Source organism: Psychrobacter sp. FME6, assembly GCF_014861365.1.
Taxonomy (GTDB): domain Bacteria; phylum Pseudomonadota; class Gammaproteobacteria; order Pseudomonadales; family Moraxellaceae; genus Psychrobacter.
Map to the genome: position 1 here is coordinate 1 of NZ_RRYW01000064.1, position 17,988 is coordinate 17,988.

15 protein-coding genes, 1 pseudogene and 1 other annotated feature are annotated in these 17,988 nt (G+C 42.2%); of the genes and pseudogenes, 12 read left to right on the forward strand and 4 right to left on the reverse strand.

All coding sequences use genetic code 11. The features are described 5' to 3' along the window. Positions 1-21 precede the first annotated feature (21 nt). A complete protein-coding gene (locus tag EI162_RS09805; RefSeq protein WP_318779313.1) occupies positions 22-357 on the forward strand; it encodes a LysR substrate-binding domain-containing protein in 336 nt (111 codons plus the stop codon). 157 nt (positions 358-514) lie between these two features. Here the strand turns inward: EI162_RS09805 and EI162_RS09810 are convergent, their stop codons facing one another. After that, complete coding sequence (locus tag EI162_RS09810) at positions 515-1,051, reverse strand: cytochrome b (RefSeq protein ID WP_192524196.1); 537 nt, start codon at positions 1,049-1,051, stop codon at positions 515-517. A 91-nt stretch (positions 1,052-1,142) separates the two neighbouring features. Further along, the gene (locus EI162_RS09815; protein ID WP_192524197.1) at positions 1,143-1,682 is read right to left on the reverse strand and encodes a hypothetical protein; all 540 of its coding nucleotides are present in this window, start codon (positions 1,680-1,682) and stop codon (positions 1,143-1,145) included. 209 nt (positions 1,683-1,891) lie between these two features. On the opposite strand from EI162_RS09815, the gene EI162_RS09820 reads away from it, so the two are divergent. The 11 genes from EI162_RS09820 to EI162_RS09870 all read left to right on the forward strand — a co-directional run bounded on the left by EI162_RS09820 (position 1,892) and on the right by EI162_RS09870 (position 16,690). After that, a complete protein-coding gene (locus EI162_RS09820; protein ID WP_192524198.1) occupies positions 1,892-2,590 on the forward strand; it encodes a response regulator transcription factor in 699 nt (232 codons plus the stop codon). 76 nt (positions 2,591-2,666) lie between these two features. Beyond that, entirely contained in the window at positions 2,667-4,172 is a 1,506-nt protein-coding gene (locus EI162_RS09825; protein ID WP_192524199.1) for a sensor histidine kinase, read from the forward strand. A 35-nt stretch (positions 4,173-4,207) separates the two neighbouring features. Continuing rightward, positions 4,208-4,477 (forward strand): hypothetical protein, encoded by a 270-nt coding sequence (locus EI162_RS09830; protein WP_192524206.1) that lies wholly within the window; start codon positions 4,208-4,210, stop codon positions 4,475-4,477. Next, a protein-coding gene (locus EI162_RS09835; protein WP_192524200.1) for an IS3 family transposase occupies positions 4,452-5,671 on the forward strand; the annotation gives its coding sequence in 2 pieces (ribosomal slippage) (positions 4,452-4,737 and positions 4,737-5,671; 1,221 coding nt in all). The genes EI162_RS09830 and EI162_RS09835 overlap by 26 nt, the downstream gene beginning before the upstream one ends. Further along, positions 4,727-4,843, forward strand: a sequence feature (AL1L pseudoknot). (Overlaps the previous gene by 117 nt.) 41 nt (positions 5,672-5,712) lie before the next feature. Then, positions 5,713-6,546 (forward strand): EamA family transporter, encoded by an 834-nt coding sequence (locus EI162_RS09840; protein WP_225736951.1) that lies wholly within the window; start codon positions 5,713-5,715, stop codon positions 6,544-6,546. A gap of 879 nt (positions 6,547-7,425) precedes the next feature. Then, positions 7,426-8,595, forward strand: coding sequence for a siderophore-interacting protein (locus EI162_RS09845; RefSeq protein ID WP_192524201.1), 1,170 nt, complete (start codon positions 7,426-7,428; stop codon positions 8,593-8,595). 89 nt (positions 8,596-8,684) lie between these two features. After that, on the forward strand, positions 8,685-9,449 hold the full coding sequence (locus EI162_RS09850) for an ABC transporter ATP-binding protein (RefSeq protein WP_192524202.1): 765 nt from the start codon (positions 8,685-8,687) through the stop codon (positions 9,447-9,449). After that, on the forward strand, positions 9,446-10,420 hold the full coding sequence (locus EI162_RS09855) for an ABC transporter substrate-binding protein (protein WP_192524203.1): 975 nt from the start codon (positions 9,446-9,448) through the stop codon (positions 10,418-10,420). Before EI162_RS09850 ends, EI162_RS09855 begins: the two co-directional genes overlap by 4 nt. Then, the gene (gene fhuB / locus EI162_RS09860) at positions 10,417-12,390 is read left to right on the forward strand and encodes a Fe(3+)-hydroxamate ABC transporter permease FhuB (RefSeq protein ID WP_192519867.1); all 1,974 of its coding nucleotides are present in this window, start codon (positions 10,417-10,419) and stop codon (positions 12,388-12,390) included. The genes EI162_RS09855 and fhuB overlap by 4 nt, the downstream gene beginning before the upstream one ends. 145 nt (positions 12,391-12,535) lie before the next feature. Beyond that, positions 12,536-14,824: a TonB-dependent receptor gene (locus EI162_RS09865; RefSeq protein WP_192524204.1), complete on the forward strand. Its 2,289-nt coding sequence runs from the start codon at positions 12,536-12,538 to the stop codon at positions 14,822-14,824. 153 nt (positions 14,825-14,977) lie between these two features. Next, positions 14,978-16,690, forward strand: coding sequence for a multidrug ABC transporter permease/ATP-binding protein (locus EI162_RS09870; RefSeq protein ID WP_192520474.1), 1,713 nt, complete (start codon positions 14,978-14,980; stop codon positions 16,688-16,690). A gap of 467 nt (positions 16,691-17,157) precedes the next feature. Here EI162_RS09870 and EI162_RS09875 read toward each other — a convergent pair whose 3' ends face one another. Next, positions 17,158-17,883, reverse strand: a complete 726-nt coding sequence (locus tag EI162_RS09875) for a PepSY domain-containing protein (protein ID WP_192524205.1) — start codon at positions 17,881-17,883, stop codon at positions 17,158-17,160. A 16-nt stretch (positions 17,884-17,899) separates the two neighbouring features. Further along, a pseudogene (locus EI162_RS09880) lies at positions 17,900-17,988 on the reverse strand (IS5/IS1182 family transposase); the annotation flags it as partial.

The window sequence follows — 17,988 nt, forward strand, 5'->3', positions numbered from 1 at the left end:
TAGGTCTTTTTTTCACCTCGCATTTGGTATTGCACTTCATGTGTTAATCTAAGATACCTAAAAGCGAAACAGTTCAAGGAAAGCAGTGTGTTTCGGAGTAATAATGGTGATGTGTTAATAGAGGCCGCTATTGAAGGCGCAGGACTGGTATTGCAACCGACTTTTATTGCTAGTAAGGCGCTAAGTACTGGTAAGCTAACTATAGTGTTGCCTGAATATGAGCCAAGCCCTCTAGGCTTATATTCCGTCTATGCTCATAGAAAACTGCTACCTCACAAGATCAGGTGTTTTATTGATTTTATGACGGACTATTATGGTACGCCGCCCTATTGGGATAAGCAGATAGTCAACGAATAATTAAGACCTTCTATCGCCAACTATTGTTTATTGAGATTTGCCAAACTTGCTACTTTCATTTTAGAGACGACAAAAAAGCGCATCATGTAGACTGATACGCTATTAAAGATAAATTTGCAAGGCTAAGCGAATAAAAGGGATATTCTATCTTGTATGACTAAAGCATACGATTGATCAGCCTATCTTTTTTGATAAATTGATGATATAAGGCTGCGCCAATATGTGCCAGCGTAAAGGCGATAATCATAGGCCAGATGATACTAGTATGCAGATCGTTAAAAAAACGCGCCATACTACGATCTGGTGTAACAAATATAGGAATCTCAAACAGACCAAACATATCAACAGGACGCCCACCATACATTGACATAAGTAAACCAGCTATAGGCATGGCAATTAACATAGCATAGAGTGCAAAGTGGGTTAGTTTGGATAACAGCTCCTGCCAATTGGGCATAGAAACCTCAGGAGGAGCTTTAATAAATAAGCGATTAATCAGCCGTGCAAACATCCAAAATAATAAGCTGACACCAAAGGCTTTATGCAAACCTATATAAAATTTGTTATCAGTATTTTCATATAAAACAATCAACACCCAAGTGATTAGTAATAACAGCGCACTAATCCAGTGAAAGAAACGACTAATTACGGGCCATTTATCTATAGCAAATGTACGGGATTGAACCTTATCCATAACTCACCTTTTAATCACTAAAGCCACCGACTTACTATTCAGGCATCATCGTTAGTATGCGATGGCTTTAGACTAAGTTCATTTTATCTCTTTATTTATTAAGGCTGCGGTGCCCTTTATCTTGTCGCTGCGTTTTTAAGGCTTCAAGCTGCGCACGTTGCTCATTGGTCAAAACCGCCATTACGGCTTGCTGCTTTTGCATACGATCGCCGCTAGTGTTTTTTCTGATAGTGTCAATTTGAGCTTGCTGCGTCGTACTAAGGTTTAGCTGAGTTAGTGGGTTTTGATTGCCTCTCTTATGTCCACCGCGATGACCTCTATCCTTTCTCTCTGACTTCATAGTTTCAAGCTGCGCTCGTTGCTCAGTCGTCAGCACATTCATCATTGCCTCACGTTCTTTTTGACGATCAACGTTACTGTTTTGTCTAATCGTCTGTATTTGCGTTTGCTGTGCTGCACTTAAATTGAGCTGTGAGAATCCGCCTCTCATACCATCTTTGTTAGAGCCTTTATGCTGCTTTTGCATCTGCGTACTCGCTGCGGTATCCGTAGTCGCACCGACGCTAGTACAAGCGGTAACGGCAAAGACACTAGAGGTCGCTAATACTGAAGCCATTAATAATTTTCTCATTGTGATACCCTTTATTTGATTTGGTTAATAAAGATTAATTTTTAGAAATAACACTGATTGTCGATAGGACTTATCATACGATAATGCTAGGTTACGAACCTTTATGAACCATTAAGAAAGGTAACGATTGTAGCTTATGACTATAAAATAGTCTGATAATACTCTTATCAAAGATAGTAACGATATTATTAACGCGCTAAGGAATGGACATGCCAAAGATCTTGTTAGGAGATGATGACGAGGAATTGACTCAGTTATTACAAGAGTACTTAAATAATCATGGCGTCGATTGCGACTGTGTTTATGACGGCGCGGCGGTCATTGAGCGCTTGCAAACGCTAAAGAATGACGCTGTCTATGATTTACTAGTGCTCGATATTATGATGCCAAAAATGGATGGCTTAAGCGTATTACGTCAGCTACCGAGTATCAGCAAAATACCTGTCATTATGCTGACTGCCAAAGGCGATGAGATTGACCGTATTATTGGCCTTGAGCTGGGCGCTGATGACTATATTACTAAGCCTTGTAACCCCCGTGAGCTACTTGCGCGTATCAATGCGGTGATTAAGCGTACCCAAAATAGCACTGCTAACCCATCGCTTTTAGAAGATACGGCATTACCTGAGAGTCGCCTATATCTAGATCCAAACCAGCGTCTTTGTCAAATAGATGGCGTAGAGCTACAAGTGACAGGTACAGAGTTTGATTTGTTGCTGACCTTGCTCAAGCAAAAAGGAGAAGTCGTCAGTAAAGACTGGCTGTCCGAGCAAGTGCTACAGCGAGAGCTGCAGCCGTTTGATCGCAGCCTTGATGTCCACGTCTCACGCTTACGTAAAAAGTTACAGCCTTTTCATGATGAGCCAATTAAAGCGGTGCGTGGTAAAGGCTATCAGTTAGTGATTTAAAACCTTTTAATAGCTGATTTACTGGCTATTTATTCAACAACAATCCTCTAAATAGCACTCATTTTGTTGAAATTTTATGATAAAAAAACCACTGTCTAAGATTCGTTTAACGCTATTCTGGCGTTTGTTTCTCAGCCTATTATTGGCCATTTTATTTACCGCCCTCTCCTCTATTTTGATTGAGCGCTGGTTGAATGAGCGTGCTTTAAATGCGCGAATGGAGGTGCAAATTGAGCGTCTGTTAATCAAACGTGAGTTAGTGGTGGTCGCTTTACAAACAGGTGAGATACAAAGGGTTCGGCAACTGTATCAAGATGATCGCGGTTTTATGAATCAAATCAGTATCTATGATGAGCAAGGCATGCTTGTTTTTCCTAAATACAATCAAAGGCAACACCGTAAAGGAAAATATCAATCAAATTTTAGAGATAACATAGCCCCTCAAAACCTGATGGCTGATAAACCGACCAAAAATGAGGATAGAGGCAATCCTGATCTTATCAACACGATTATAAATATTGATCAGCTCCGCAAAATAGCAGATACCCCTGTCACTTTGCCAAATGGAGAAACGCTGATTATTCAACTGCGTCCTAACCTACCCTTTAACGAAGTAGTTGCCTTGCAACGTGGCAACTTTGAGGTACGTTTTCTACTCATTATAATATTTAGCACCTTAGTTTGTGCTTGGCTTAGTCGTACTATGATTAGGCGTATGCGCCATGTCCAACATACGGTTCGGCAACTGATCAACGGCAATTATCAGACTGACCCTAGTCTAATTAATCTTGGCTCTGATGAATTGGGTCTACTGGCAAAAGATGTTGCCAAGCTAGCTGATCGATTGGTTGATAGTGAGTTGGCACGCAAGCAGATGTTGAGTGATATCTCCCATGAGCTGCGCTCGCCCCTAGCACGTCTTGAAGTGGCAACCGAGCTGACCCGAGACTTTGCGCCGAATGCTGAGCGTTATCTGGATCGTATTGATAAAGAATCTACCCGTATGAATGAGCTTATTGAACAAATTATTCATATTCAGTCCTTACAAATGCAGCAATACAGTATGATTGATTCAGAGAAAGAACAGGTAAATCTGATTGATTTAATTAGTGACATTAGCCAAGACGTTCGTTTCGAATTTCAAAATAAAAACGTAACGCTTGAGTGGCAACCTTCTATTAATGAAGAAGATTATTGGACGTTTGGCAATCATAAGCAACTACATAGTGCCCTTGAAAATGTGATTCGTAATGCTTTTATTCATACGCTCAATGATTCAGCCGTGACCATCAAATTAGTCCAAATTAAGCAAGATCATCGTATATCCGCTGTGCAAATTAGCGTAGCGGATGAGGGCCCCGGTATCGCTGATGAAGATGTGCTGCGGATATTTGAGCCTTTTGTGCGTCTTGACTCGGCACGCCAGCGGCAAACGGGCGGTTATGGATTGGGGCTTGCGATTGCTCATGCAGTGATAATAGCTCATAAAGGTAAGATTAAAGCTTATAATAGGACAGACCATCAAAAAGGCTTAGTCGTGCAAATTGAATTGGCGTCTTTTATAGGTTTATTAAAAGTTTAAGACAAGATTTTAAGACAAGTCAAGTAAGGTACTTCATGCAATCACCTATTCAGATAGTAAAAAACGTCCAAGTTATAGAAAAAGATAACCAAGTTATAGAAAAAAACACCCAAGTTGAAGTTACAGACTTGGTGCCGAAAATGGTGGGTCATATTATTTTTGCTATTACTTTAGCCCATTTACTCAATGATTTAATTCAAGCAGCTCTACCGGCTATTTATCCATTACTTGAACCGCCCCGGTATTGTCGGAGACTTAATATTCTGAGAGAATACGACAATGAAAAGACAAACCTACACTCCTGAGATTAAAGAACGCGCTGTTCGTATGCTGATCGAAGCAGCAAACGACTATCCCTCCACATGGTCAGCTATTCAAGCCATTGCCCCTAAGATTGGCTGCACGCCTGAAACCCTGCGCTCATGGCACAAGAAGCATATAGATCAAACTATCCCTGCATCGGTACAAGCTCAAAGCCAAGAGCAACGTATTAAAGATCTTGAACGTGAGAACAAAGAACTCAAACAGGCCAATGAGATCATACGTAAGGCAGCGGCTTTTTTCGCCCAGGCGGAGCTCGACCGTCCACCGAAATAATGGTCAAATTTATCGATGATCACAAGCAGAAATACGGGATCGAGCCAATCTGTAGAGTACTACCGATTGCCCCATCAACCTACTACCGTACTAAAGACTTGGAGAGTTGCCCTGAAAAGCGCTCGTTGCGTCAGCAGCATGACGACTATTATATCAGTGAAATCAAACGTATTTGGCAGGACAGTAAATGCCGTTACGGTGTTCGTAAAGTCTGGCAGCAGATGAAGGCGGATGGTATTCATGTGGCTCGTTGTACGGTAGAGCGTTTAATGAAGCAGTATGGTATGCAAGGCATCTGGCGCGGTAAGGGCAAGATCACCACCAACAGCCGTGATGACCAAAAACGCGCTGATGACCTAGTTAATCGTAACTTTAATGCCCATCGTCCTAATCAGCTATGGGTAGCTGACTTCACCTATATAAAAACAACTAGCGGCTGGGTATATACCGCTTTTATTATTGACGTGTTTGCCCGTAGCATTGTCGGTTGGAAAGTATCTAATCGCATGAACACGGATATGGTTATGGCTGCGCTAAATCAGGCGATAGCAGACAGGAACAACCCTAAGGATGTCATTCATCACAGTGATCGAGGGGTTCAGTACTTATCCATTCGCTATACTGACAAAATGTGTGACTCTGGTATCATCGCTTCTGTCGGCACGACTGGTGATTCATACGATAATGCACTGGCTGAAACAGTCAATGGACTCTATAAATCTGAGGTAATTGACTATTTAAAGGAGAACTGGACTGGTATCAATGATATTGAACTGGCAACCCTTGAATGGGTGAATTGGTTTAATAAAATAAGACTGCATAGCACGATTGGTTATGTGTCGCCCTTTGAGTTTGAAAAGCGGTATTATGATAATTTAATCCTGTCAGGCATTGCTGCCTGACTCAAGTAAATCAGCCTCCGATAAAGTCGGGGCGGTTCACCCTGCGTTTTTTCTTTACCGCTGTGCCACTGGTTTTCTTTCTGAAGCCGCCCAAATTTAATCGTACATTATTTATTTATGCTATCGGTACGTTTGTCATGCAGTATGCTTTTGTATTTACTGCCATGCATTTGGGGGCATCAGCAGGGTTGACGGCACTATTGCTACAAACTCAGATTTTTATCACCGTATTGCTGGCGTATTTTATATTGGGTGAGGCAGTGAATCGCATGCAAATCATCGGTATGCTGGTCAGTGTGCTAGGACTTAGCGTCATCGCGTTAAACCTTGGTGGTGATATGCCTTTAACTGGATTTGTCTGTATCTTGATTGCAGCCATAGGCTGGAGCTTTGGTAACATTGCCTCAAAACAGACGTCAACACAAGCGACGCAGCAAGGATCAGACGTGTCTATTATTTCGTCTAATACTGGAAAGAATAAGGCATCCGCGTTGTCTGCTCTCGCTCTCGTGGTTTGGGGTGGTCTGATCGCTTGCGTGATTTTAACTCTATCTTCTCTCATATTTGAGACCGAGGCATGGCAGTTGGCGACGTTTACCGAAGCATCGCTCAAGTCTTGGCTATCACTTGGGTTTATCGTGTATATCTCAACTCTGATAGGCTTTGGATTGTGGGCGCATCTGCTCAGTCACAATACTGCCTCTAAGGTTATGCCATTCGCTCTATTGGTGCCAGTATTCGGTATGATAACCTCAGTGCTACTCACAGGAGAGATTGTGACATGGTGGAAGATGCTGGCAATGATATTGATATTGTCGGGGTTGGTGCTAGCAAATATGAAAATGAAATTAGGAAGAAAGCGCCAGCCAATATGACGTTAGCTGTTCTTATTTCTATAACAGCGCTTATGGTAAATAAAAATAACTTGATCTACTATTCAAAAATTCACTGCATGTATACAACGAAGTACACTGAGAATATTTTCGGGAGCAAAACCGTTGATTTCATTAGCCTACAACCGAAGATTCCAGTCCACGCTAGGGAACCGAATCAGTGAAAGCACCTGATTGGTTCACCATAGGTATACCTCAGAGGGAGCATTTAAAACCGCCTTATTCTATCCAGAGTCATTTGTCATAACAAATTATAAGATTTAATGAAGCGACTATTTTCATACTCTCTCAGAGTTTTGAGTCACCGACAATCCCAGTGCGGTTCAGATTTTTTAAAATCATCGTCAGCAAAAGCAACAAAAAGAATAGAGACTGTAGTAGATAAACATTATTCTAGACTACTTTTATTTATCAATAGCATAATGCGACAATGTCTTAAGTATCAAATCATTGTTAACTTCTGAATGGTATATTTTGCGAAGTATGTGTTTTTAAGATTATTTAGGTGTATCGCTTTATATCAAGGTTCGACGATTAGGGTGTAGTGACACTACAGTATATTCTAAACTGAAGCTTGATAATCATTTAAAATCACAACTTTCTATTTATAAATGCATTGACAGTTAGCCTTATTAACGTAATAATAATCTAGATGTTAATGGTTATCAATAACTCTTAATTATTTTCAATTCACGCTAACGATTGATAAGTTTTTATCGCCTTGCTTGGTTAGCAATACTTATTGATTAAACTTTTGCTATTTTTATCTCTATTCTCCGCTACCTTATATTTTCAGATGCCACCTACTTGACGGTTATATAAATTAACCGTTATGTGATTTTTTGGCTTGGATGACCCTTTATGGCTGAAACGCTTACTCGTTATGACACCGATGAAACCCCATTAGCCATCGCTGATAAAGCCATGTTCATTCACCATCTTAATGAAGAGCATCAAGATGAACTTGCGATGTTTATCAATGCCTTTACCCCTGCCTCAGTCGGCGAGTACGGTATAGTATCGATAAAAGAGCTGTATCCTGACGGCCTTTTGTTAGATGTTATGACGATGAATCGGTATCAAAATAACTCTAATGCGTTAAAAGATAGCAGTTCTACAAATAACAGCCTCGCTGAAAACCTTTCTAGTGTTAATCATCAATACTTTATCAACTTTTTTGTGCCTATTAGTAACGCTGAAACACTACATGAACAATATATAGCGTTATTGCAGGCATCCGCTACTAAGCTTGGTAAGCGTACGATCAAACTTCAAGAACAGCACTTTCGCGTGATTGATGGTTATTATGTCAGTCCTAATATGTATCGACTGGTGGTCACAGTACCCGATAATATCCCACTCAATCATCCAGGCTACGCGTATTTATTTGAGTTAAATGCTGATGTTTTATCTACCATAAATGGTGAGTTAGAAAATAACGATAAACCTTTACAGCGCTACTACACCCTGCGAAAAGCATGGCGAGATCCAATCCGCTTGTCTGTTCAAGCTTGGATAGATGTTTATATCCATGGCAACACGCCAGGTGGCAATTGGGCACGCTCTCTCGTCTGCGGCATGCCAATAAAAACGGTGCGCGATTATCCAGAAAAAATAGAACACCTCAGTGAGGGACAATGCTTATTAATTTGCGATGAAACCTCTCTACCTACCGTCGCCAATCTATTAGAAAACTGGCAAAATCCGTTGCCGCCCCTTGTCATTGCTATCACCGAAGATCCAGAAGATATCAGTTATTTACACACTCTCAATCTCTGTCAGCACTTAGGTCATGATGAGCGTTTTCTACAAGACAATCTACTTCATATCATTAAAACGCCAACAACCGATCTTTCTGAACAAATCATGAGCTTATTACATGCAAGATTAATGATATTGCCTCTTAAGATTGGCAAAGTTTGGGGTGCGCTTGAAGCGGCAGACATCAAGTCATTAAGACAACAATTAAAGGTAACTCTTGGTTTATCTCGTCAAGATATGGTCATAAAAGTCTATTGGCGCGCTCAATAACTGCTTCAATTCCATAAATAAAATGAAAATCATTTGCATTAACCAGCTACTTTTCTTTAAAATGCCCCATTTACTTTCGACTGCTCACTATGATGCACATCAATAATTTAAGCCTAATTCGTCAAAAAAAAGTTTTGCTTCACCCGACTTCTTTTATCATCGAACCAAATAAACTGTATGCCCTCATTGGGCATAATGGTTCTGGTAAATCTAGCCTTATAAAAGCCATGGCAGGAGAGATGACACCCACGCAAGGTGGCATTGAAATAGAAAATACAGATTTGCGAAGTTTTTCTGCTAAAAGACTGGCGACGCATCTTGCCTATTTACCGCAAAATCTACCTGATGCGGGTGCTTTTACGGTCTATGAGCTTGTGATGTTGGGCAGATACCCTCATCAAAAATGGCTGCAAAAGCCGACTGCCAACGATCATCAACAAGTAGAAAAAGCCATCGCCCTCACTCAAGTTGACGCCTTTAGAGGTCGTCAAGTATCAACGTTGTCAGGTGGTGAGCGAGCGCGCGTCTGGTTGGCGATGTGCCTTGCCCAACAGACAAAGTATCTGCTATTGGATGAGCCATTAGCGGCGCTGGATGTGGTCTATCAAATAGAAGTGTTAAAACTGATTCGTCAATTGGTCGACGAGCAAGGCTTAGGTGTTGTGATTATCCTGCACGACCTAAATTTAGCAGCAAGATTTTGTGATGAATTTATCGCTTTAAAACAAGGCAAGTTGTGCCATATGAGTGATGTCAAACGCACCATGGAAAAGGATGTACTGCGCTCCATATTTGGTGTCGATTTTACCCTACTAACCCATCCTACCACTACTCATAAAGTCGCAGTTATATGAAAGCGCTCACCTTTTCGTTCGGGCTATGTCTGGCATTATGCTCAGGTTTATTGTTAAGTAGTTGCCAGTCGTCTGACGCCACCTCGCAAGCATCACAAGCGCCACAAGCAATGTCGTCTAAAGACAATCAAGAAACACCTAAAGTCATGACGCCTGACTGGGGTATTGCGGCGACACTGACTGCCATGGGATACCCACCAGTTGCTATGGGCGATAAACCTTTTTATAGAGAATGGGTCGGTAAGCCTCTTATACCCGATACGACTCTCGACGTGGGAACACGCTATCAACCCAACCCTGAAATGTTCTCTCAGCTAGACTTGGATTTGGTCATAGACAACGATTTTTATGCGCATCTGCGTCCTATGTACGGCGATTTGCCTATCCACTCTATTGAATTGACCAGTCCCAACCAAATCGCAAAGTGGGAGGACTTTATAGAACCCACGTTAGAATTGGGCCGATCTATCAATAAACCGCAAGCCGCGCAAGATTATTTAGACAACAGTAAGAAGCAAATCATTCAAGCGGGACAGACTTTTCATGCTCGTTATCCTCATATCAAAAAATTGGCTGTCGTGCAATTTGCCGATACCAATAATTTGCGAATGTTTTCGTCTAACAGCTTGTTTCAACCTGCTTTAGAGACGATGGGACTACATCTAGTGGCATTGGCAGATGGCAATCAATGGGGGTTTACGCCCATTATGCTAGGAGATTTAGCGCAGCTTGATGACGATACCTGCCTTGTGGTCGTTGAACCTCTTAGTGACCTTCTCAAACTTGAATTAGAAGACAGTTTAGTGTGGCAGCGCTTGGGTTATTCCTTTGATCAAGCGCATGCATCTAGCAAAAAAGGCCGCTGTATCGCCTTACTGCCTGCGACATGGAACAACAGTGGCGTGGCTTCTATGAATGTCTTGGCCGAGCGCTTAACGAATGTCACTTTTGTAGGCCATACCGATTTATGATGAATAAAAATAATTTTTTGTCAGCTAACCGCATTTATATGATGGTCGTTTTCTTAATGCTGCTAGCAGTAGTCAGCAGTTATGCAGTCGTACATCAGCTATGGCCTCTCGCTTTTTTAGAATTGTTCACCCCCTCATTTGAGCTATCACTTTCGGATATGAGTACCCAGCTACAAATCCTACCGACCATGTTGGTAGCATTGACCGCTGGTGGCCTTTTAGGATTGGTCAGTGTTTTATTACAACAGCTGGTAAAAAACACATTGGCCTCAGACACGACACTAGCAGTCGGTAGCGGTGCAAATATGGCGCTGCTCATTGTCACGTTATTCCTGCCTACTTTAGCGTTGGGGGGAAGTTTTTGGGTCGCTTTTATGGGCGCGCTTGGCAGTATGGCGATTGTTTTTCTTCTAGCTGCGCCTAGCCGCATGAATCCTTTGGTATTGGTGCTTGGCGGACTGGTAACCAATATTTTATTGGGCGCTATTACTGCTTTATTATTGATTTATTATGCTGAAGAAACCTTAAATGTCATGGTGTGGGCGGCGGGCAGTCTCACTCAGAATAACTGGCAAGTATCTGCCGTATTAAGCATCGCTAGTGTGATCGCCTTTATTAGCTTAATACCTTTATTAAAACCATTAGAAATAATGAGCTTAGATGATAGGCAAGCCAAAAGTTTGGGCGTTCCTATCAACCTCATTCGTGGATTGGTAGTGGGATTGGTGGCACTACTGACCGCCCTTGTCGTCAGTCGCGTGGGGCCTATTGGCTTTATTGGTTTAGGGGCTGCCACACTGGTGAATGTGTTTTCGGTACGGCGTATTGGTTACCGTTTGCTATTAGGTTATGTGTTTGGAGCGCTGTTGTTATGGATCACCAGTAATGCCACGACGCTGTTACAACATTATTTAAGCCTAAATATTCCTGCTGATGCAATGACGGCCATACTTGGTGCCCCATTGGTGATATGGTTAATCGTGAGCCAAAGTCGTCAACATACCGATGAGGTTATTCCGACTTTAGTTTCAGAACGCCGTGACACTCATTTAATGGGTTGGAGTATCGCCTTAATACTGTTGCTCATAGGCGTACTTATCTTTACGGCTACTTCAAATGGCTGGCAGCTTAGTACGCTAGGACATTTAATTGTTAATTTTAGATTGCCTCGTACGTTAAGCGCAGCCGCCACTGGCATAATGCTAGCCACTGCTGGCGTGCTGCTACAAACCTTAACACGTAACCCGATGGCTAGCCCTGAAGTACTCGGTATCAGCTCAGGCTCAGCGATAGGCGTGGTATTGGCCTTTGTTTTCCTACCCAGTTTTGGCTATACAGGTATTATATTATCAGGATTATTGGGCGCTTTTATTGTCCTTAGCTTGATCTTATGGCTTGCCCGTCGTATCAATCCAGCTTATTTATTATTAGTTGGTGTGGCCATTGCCGCATTGATGGGCGGTTTATTAAGTCTGGTAAAAATATCTGGCGATCAACGGTTACAAGCGGTGTTAAGTTGGCTATCAGGTTCTACGTACCTTGCCAGTCCAGAAACGGCATGGATTTTAGTAGGATTGGCTTTTATACTTTTTTTATTAAGCTTTATGGTGATCAAACCATTAGAAATATTGAGCCTAGGTAGCGGGATTGCCCGTGAGCTTGGGGTATCTTTGAGATTGTATCAAACCTTGATACTCATTCTTGTAGCTTTACTGAGTACGATATCAACGTTAGCAGTGGGACCACTCAGTTTTGTGGGTCTGATGATACCTCACCTCGCCAGCACATTAGGCGCGGTAAAGCTCAAACGTCAAATTCAACTGTCCGCTATCTTAGGCGCGGGCTTAATGGTCATAGCAGACTGGGTTGGACGCTATCTCATATTTCCCTATGAGATACCTGCTGGCACCATTGCTGCTATCATTGGCGGCGCTTATTTTCTATATTTGATGCGGCGTATTAGAGCGTAACCATATGGTTAATACTTCAATAACGACATGACAACATTATCGCTATTTAGGGCTTTAAAAAATTTTAAAATTAATAACGCGCAACTATTGTAATGAAAATGCTTATCATTATAATAGTGATTTAACTTACATATTGGTAACATTCATGCAATTGTCTCGCCTATATTCTGCTCTATTTTGCCTCAAAGCAACTAACAGAGCGCGTCACCCATTTTCAGTAAAATCACTGTCTATCTTTCACCTCTCTACTTCAGTCGTTTTACTTGCTGCAAGCCAAGCGGCGTGGGCACAAACCGATATAAATAATGACAGTCAATCAGATGTACCAAGTGTGGTACTTGATACGATTGTAGTGACCAGTAGTGCGGATGCGTCAGCGGATGGATTGCCAGATGCTTACGAAGGTGGCCAAGTGGCGACCGGAAGCCGCGTAGGAATTTTAGGCAATCAAGACATCATGGATACGCCATTTTCTACTACATCGTATACCAACGAATACATTGCCAACCAACAAGCACAAAGCGTGGGCGACCTGCTCAAAAAAGACCCAACTGTCCGCGTGGCCAGAGGTTTTGGTAACTTTCAAGAAGCTTACTTTATGCGCGGTTTCATCACCACATCAGATGATACGATGTTTAATGGCCTATATGGTATTTTGCCCCGACAGTATATCGCCACCGAATTATTTGAGCGTGTTGAAGTCCAACGCGGCGCTTCTGCCATGCTAAATGGTGCAGCGCCTAGTGGCGGCAATGCTGGTGGTACGATTAACCTATTACCAAAACGTGCTAGTAATGACCCACTACGCCAATTAACGCTTGGTTATGGTCAAGGTGACCAAGGTAAAATTGCCGTCGACGTGAGTGACCGTTTTGGCACTGAGGATGCATTTGGCGTGCGCTTTAACGCCGCTTATCAAGATGGCGATAGTGCCATCGATGATGAATCTTCAACATTGGGATTGGCAGCGCTTGGGCTAGATTATAAAGGCGAGCAATATCGTCTATCAGCAGATTTAGGCTGGCAAGATAACAAACTCAAAGAGACTCGCCCTAGTGTCAATCTTGGCAGTGTTTCTAGCGTACCAAAAGCGCCAGACGGCTCAAAAAATTGGGCGCAGCCTTGGACGTACTCAGATGAAAAAGATATCTTTGGTACCATTCGAGGTGAATATGATTTTAATGACAATCTCACCGCTTATGGTGCTTACGGCATACGAAGTGGCGAGGAAGAAAACTCACTAGCCACCTTAACCGTAAACAGTGCTGATGGTGCGGGCACGATTTATCGTTTTGATAACTCTAGAGAAGATTTGGTACAAAGTGCCGAGCTTGGTCTACGTGGTAAATTACAAACCGGTGAAGTGGCTCATAACTTAGTGTTGGCCGCAAACCTCTATGATCAAGAAGAAAAAGGCGCATTCGCATATGATTTTGGCAATCAGCTAGCGACCAATTTTTACCGCCCTACCGACTACACGGAAGTCCCTTTTACAAGTACAACTACGTTTGGCGGCAATTTAGACGATCCAAAATTAACCAATGAAAAGCAACTCCAAAGCTTTGCGCTAGCAGACACCATATCGCTGTTCGATGACAAACTGAAAACCACGTTGGGTGTACGTCATCAAAATATAAAAACCACCAGCTATGATGCCAACACGCAGGCAGAAACTGCTCATTACGATAAGAGTGAGTGGACACCAAGTATCGGTATTGCCTATCAACCAAACATGGATTGGTCGTTCTACGGTAACTATATCGAAAGCTTAACGCCAGGAAAAACAGCCCCTCAGACAAATAACAATGCTCCTGTTACCAATGCTGGTCAAGCTTTGGACCCTTATGTAAGCGAACAAACCGAAGTTGGCGTGAAGTATGACAACGGGCTTATTGGCAGTAGTTTGGCAATATATCGCACTGATGCCGCACGTGACTATATCGATGCTTCAAACACCCTTATATCTGCTGGTAAAAACCGTCACCAAGGCGTAGAACTGACCGTATTTGGTAGCCCTAGCGAAAATATGCGCCTAAATGCGGGGGTCAGTTATTTAAGTGCCAAACAAAAAGACACTGGTGATGCTGCGTTAGATGGTAATAAAGTCATTGGTCTTCCTACCTTACAAAGCAATGTCAATCTAGAATATGATGTTGCGGCACTCGAAGGATTAACCTTAACAGGTGAAATCATTCATACGGGCCCACGCTATGCCGATAATGCCAATACCTTAAAGGTTGACGGTTATACCACGTTAGATCTTGGAGCTCGCTATAAAACCGTGCTGGCCGGACAAGATGTTACCTTAAAAGGCATGGTAACCAATGTCACGGGCGAAGATTATTGGCAATCAGTCGGTGGCTATACAAATGCTGGTTATTTAAATGCCGGTGAACCCACGGCTTTAAAAGTTTCAGCGACGTTTGACTTTTAAATTTAAACGCTAAGCTTCGCCAATGAGACTACTATACTGATTAAATTGTCGTTATAGAATCATTACCAGAGTTAAATAAAAGGGATTAGGCACCACCTACTCCCTTTTGTGCTATCTAAAAATACGCAAAATTCATTTTATTATTGAGTCCTTATGTCCTCTCGCGCTACAGCTTCTCTATATCATATGATCTGGTCGCATTATCGTCTGCCTTTTCTCAAAGTTATCTTATTGAATTTAGTCAATGCGGCGGTCAGTGTGGGTATTATTGCTTATATTAACCACGCCTTTATCAGTCAGCCTGTTTTTAATACTTTATCATGGCAGAGCTTAGGCTATTTTTCAGCGTTAGTGGTTCTGCTATTGGTCACGACTTTTTTATCACAATATGCCCTAACCCGCTTGGGTCATAGATTTGTGTATGAGCTCAGAACCAAGCTGGTCAAACAAATCATCGATACCAACATTCCGCAGATTGACAAATTAGGAAACGCCCAACTACTCGCCAGCTTGTCTACCGATATCCAATCGATTACCGTCGCCTTTGTCCGTATGCCAGAGTTGGTTCAAGGGGTAATTTTATCTAGCGGAGTCGCTTTATATTTGGGTTGGTTGTCATTGCCACTATTGCTGATCATCATGGTTTGGATTGTAATGACGATTTGGATAAGCACCATTTTGGTGAAGCACGTTTATAAGCACTTAACAGAATTAAGGGAGATTAATGATCTTCTGTATCAAGATTATCAATCTATTATCGAAGGTCGAAAAGAGCTTGCACTTAATCAGCACCGCGCGCAAAAGCTGTATACCAATGATTTTTTGAGTCACGCCCAGTCCTATAAAGAGCGTGTTATTAAAGCAGATACCTTTCACTTATCAGCAGTGAATTGGTCGAACATTATGATGTTTGCAGCGATTGGCGTCGTCTTTGCGGTCTCAAACTATCTGAATATTCCCATGAGCGTTGCCACCACTTTTTCTTTGACCATTTTATTTATGCAATCGCCCCTACTACAAGCCGTTGGCGCTTATCCCACTTTACAAACGGCGCAAGTCGCGTTAGATAAAATACAGACGTTGGCGCTTGCTGATTATCAGCCAGCGTTTTTAACCAATATAGCAGCAAATGACTGGCAGACCATCTCACTGAACAATGTGAGCTATCGCTATCAAGGTATAAACCACCATACACAAGAAGGTGTACCTGAAAATAAGTCGCTTACTGATGATATTTTAAAAGGAGTCAATTTAACCTTGAAGCGTGGCGAAGTGGTGTTTTTGATAGGCTCTAATGGCAGCGGTAAGTCAACCCTTGCAAAAATAATTACTGGCATCTTTATACCTACGACAGGCGCTGTAAAAGTAGACAAACGAACGATTGATTCGGATAACAATACCAATTATCGGCAGCTGTTTTCTGCCATTTTTAGCGATCAACATCTTTTTAAACAACTGATTGGCAGTCAAGACAATGACCCTGATATGTCCTTAGTAACTGAGTGGCTACATAAATTAAATTTGCAAGATAAAGTGACGGTAACTGACCATCGATTGTCTACCGACAAGCTGTCACAAGGACAACGCAAACGCTTGGCCATGCTGCTCGCTGTCACCGAACAAAAGGACTTTCTGCTGCTCGATGAATGGGCTGCTGACCAAGACCCTGCTTTTCGCCGAGTATTTTATCAAACGCTGATTCCTGAATTAAGAGCCATGGGGAAAACGCTGTTTATTATCAGTCATGACGACGGTTATTTTGAGCATGCCGACCGCTTGTTGATGATGAAAGAAGGAAAGCTGACAGAGTTAAATGCAGAAGAACGCCAACGCGCCAGTGCGGACGCCATTGCTATGTTAGAGTAATTGCTCAGCTAGAATAATTGCTAATAAGTCGTACTATTAAAATGTTTAATATCAAAGCATACTGCAAGCGGGGAAATTTTATAGCAGCATTTTATTTTGAATTTGGCGCTTTTATATAAACTGGCTATGCCAGTTTTTCATAAATAACCATGCTTAAATATACAACTCCTGCTGCTACGATTAAGCTAGCAAACCAGACAACGATAAAATAACCAGTATGAGGTGCAAAAAAAGGGAAAATGAAACCTATCAATAGCAGTAGCAATCCCAGCCATCGTAACCTTTGCTGTTTAGTGATATATCGTTTCTGCTCATCATGATGAGATAGCAGGTTTGACCTTACGGCGACTAAGAGTGGCCGTTTGAGATGAAACTTATTCCTATGTCTTTTACTGGTCATCATTAATGCCATCATACCTAGCAGATTAAATGCCAATAGCAATCCAGATAACAGCGCGTTAGACATACTATACATTTTCCATCTGAAGCTTTGAACGACTAGGCGACTTTATTTTTTGCTGGTGAGATGCTTTCTTAAAACTGACCACATAAGTAATATAAGCAAACAGCAGCGCTAGAATAAAAAACATAACGTCAAAGCTGATAAACAGCACATCGACGCTCAAGATACTGTGAAGCAATCCGCGCTCGGTAGTTAGGCTGTTGAGTAGCGGTGTGAATAAAAGTAATAGAGTAATTAATGATAATAATAGACGCCATGCATGACGACTAGAGAGTAATAACGTCAGCAAGAAACCAAACGCCCAGATGATAAAAAACCCATCTACCTCCCACTTGCCTCGCCCTAATAACTCTAACGACAATAGACGATTGAGCCATAAAAAACCTATCATCGCTAAAGGCAATCCCGCCAGCGTCGCAATATTGAGCTTTTCTACTAACCAAAATCCCCAATCAGGCTTATCTATAGTGAATAATTGGCGGCGACGTTTAACCGTCCAAAGCACTAAGCCTGTTGCAATCATACCGCAGCCCGCTGCGCCACATAAAAAGTACAACCAACGCAACCAATTATCCGCAAAGCGTCCTGCATGCAAACCTATCATGACCGCTTGTGTTTGGACAGCGAGCGGCGGCGGTCGACTGTCTTTGAGTACTTCCCCTGTTTGCCCATCATAAATACGAAATACCCCTAACGTTGATAATTGATGCTCAGCTTTACCGTCGATAATAGGGCGTGTTGAACATTCATAATTTCAGCCAGATATAAGCGCAAGCGAGAGCGACCGTATTCTCATAACTCTGCTTGAGCTTATCAAATCTGGTGGCAACTGCCC

Coding starts and splice junctions, on each gene's coding strand:
- EI162_RS09810 (WP_192524196.1), bottom strand. CDS start 1,051: ATGGATAAGGTTCAATCCCGTACATTTGCTATAGATAAATGGCCCGTA.
- EI162_RS09815 (WP_192524197.1), bottom strand. CDS start 1,682: ATGAGAAAATTATTAATGGCTTCAGTATTAGCGACCTCTAGTGTCTTT.
- EI162_RS09820 (WP_192524198.1), top strand. CDS start 1,892: ATGCCAAAGATCTTGTTAGGAGATGATGACGAGGAATTGACTCAGTTA.
- EI162_RS09825 (WP_192524199.1), top strand. CDS start 2,667: ATGATAAAAAAACCACTGTCTAAGATTCGTTTAACGCTATTCTGGCGT.
- EI162_RS09830 (WP_192524206.1), top strand. CDS start 4,208: ATGCAATCACCTATTCAGATAGTAAAAAACGTCCAAGTTATAGAAAAA.
- EI162_RS09845 (WP_192524201.1), top strand. CDS start 7,426: ATGGCTGAAACGCTTACTCGTTATGACACCGATGAAACCCCATTAGCC.
- EI162_RS09850 (WP_192524202.1), top strand. CDS start 8,685: ATGATGCACATCAATAATTTAAGCCTAATTCGTCAAAAAAAAGTTTTG.
- EI162_RS09855 (WP_192524203.1), top strand. CDS start 9,446: ATGAAAGCGCTCACCTTTTCGTTCGGGCTATGTCTGGCATTATGCTCA.
- fhuB (WP_192519867.1), top strand. CDS start 10,417: ATGATGAATAAAAATAATTTTTTGTCAGCTAACCGCATTTATATGATG.
- EI162_RS09865 (WP_192524204.1), top strand. CDS start 12,536: ATGCAATTGTCTCGCCTATATTCTGCTCTATTTTGCCTCAAAGCAACT.
- EI162_RS09870 (WP_192520474.1), top strand. CDS start 14,978: ATGTCCTCTCGCGCTACAGCTTCTCTATATCATATGATCTGGTCGCAT.